The organism is Amycolatopsis sp. H20-H5, from assembly GCF_035828755.1.
GTDB lineage: Bacteria > Actinomycetota > Actinomycetes > Mycobacteriales > Pseudonocardiaceae > Amycolatopsis.
This window is the reverse complement of record NZ_JAYMZS010000260.1, coordinates 1-1,704: the sequence shown is the minus strand read 5'-3', so window position 1 is coordinate 1,704 and position 1,704 is coordinate 1. Positions and strand designations below refer to the sequence as shown.

Below are 1,704 nucleotides of genomic sequence, written 5' to 3'. Positions count from 1 at the left end.
GACCACCCCCACCACGGAACCGACCACCCCGACGACCCAGCCGACGACGCCGACGACCCAGCCGACCACCCCCACCACTCAGCCGACCACACCGACAACCCAGCCGACCACGCCCACGACGCCGCCGAGCGGTGGCATCTCGGTGACCTACACGATCCCCGGCAAGACCTTGATCAAGGGACTGAACGCGACGCTGCCGCTCGGCCCCGGCACGCTCAAGGCGAAGCTCGACGCGCAGTCCGGGAAGTTCGACGCCCAGCTGTCGCTGCCGAAGTCGAAGCTGTCGTTCCGGCTGCTGGGGCTGCTCCCGGCGACCGCCGACGTCCGGCTCGACCCGGTGAGCGACGTTTCCGGGACGCTGCAGTCCGGTGCGGTCAAGGCGAGTTCGAAGATCGACGTCCAGCTTTCGGACCTCCGCATCTTCGGCCTGCCGGTACCCGTTTCGCACGCCTGCCACACGGCCAAGCCCGCTCAGGTCGACCTGGCGTCCGCTCCCGGCTTCGACCCGCTCAAGGGTGGGAAGCTCACCGGTAAGTACACGCTGCCGTCGTTCGCCGACTGCGGCCTGTTCACCCCGCTCATCAGTGGTCTCGCTTCGGGGCCGGGCAACACCATCGAGGTGAACCTGGCCAGGAAGTAGTCACCGCGGTGTTTCGTCGCCGAGTCGCACGGGAAGGAAATACCGGCCGGTGCGGCCCGGCGGCGATTCGCACCGTCAAGGCCATGCCAATTCGACCGGGCCGCGGTCGTGCCGAAGTGACAAGAATCCGCCCATCCTTGCCGCCGCGTGCCGACGGCGGTAATTTGCCGAAAAGTGGCCGCCATTTACCGGGGCCTTTCGTTTCCCGCTTTATCCTCTGGGAGAAATCGCTGTGAAACTTCACTGGAAGTCGAGAAAACTCGCCCACGGCCTGGCCGCCGGCACGGCGGCCGTAGCCGTCGCGGGAGCGCTGGTTCTGGTGAGTGGCGGTGCGAGCCAGGCCGCGCCGGTCACGCTGACGCTGGACTATTCGTGCCCGTTCCCCATTCTGGCCGACCCGCTGATCTTGACGGTGAAGATCGACAGCACCCTGCCGGACAACGCGATCGCCGGGCAGAAGACGCCCGCGATCACCTTCGCCGTGGACGTGACGGTCCCCGCCGACGGAACCGACGGCCTGGCGCTGGTCGGCGCGGCCACTGTGGAGGGTTCCGCGAAGGCCGCGGCGGTGCTGAAGTACCCGGTCGACAAGACGCTGAACCTGCAGCTCCCGCTGACCATCGCGCAGGTCCCGGTGCCCGCCTCCGGCCCGTTCCACGTGAAGAGTTCCGGCGCGGCGCCGTCGATCGCGCTGCCCAACCCGGGCACCGCGGCGGTGACCGTGGGGAACTTCACCACGACGCTGACGCCGAAGCGGGCCGACGGCTCGCCGACCGACCTCGGCACGTTCACCTCGGCCTGCACCCTCAAGCCCGGCCAGAACACGCAGCTCGGCACGTTCGAGATCAAGCCGGGCGGTGGCACGACCTCGCCGAGTTCAACCCCGCCGAGCACCACCCCGACTTCCGCGACGCCGACCTCCACGACACCGACCTCCACCACACCCACGAGCCCCACGGAGACGAGCCCCACCAGCCCGACCCCGACGAGCCCCACGGAGACGACGCCGACCAGCCCGACTCCCACGAGCCCGACTCCCACCAGCCCCACCGAAACGACCCCGC

1 protein-coding gene and 1 pseudogene are annotated in these 1,704 nt (G+C 69.1%); both read left to right on the top strand.

Annotation, left to right across the window (positions count from 1 at the left end; all coding sequences use genetic code 11):
* Positions 1-640, top strand: a pseudogene (locus QMK34_RS47315) (DUF6801 domain-containing protein); the annotation flags it as partial.
* Positions 641-872: 232 nt separating this feature from the next.
* Positions 873-1,704, top strand: an 832-nt coding sequence (locus tag QMK34_RS47310) for a DUF6801 domain-containing protein (protein WP_326421601.1), incomplete at its 3' end; no start/stop codon positions are given.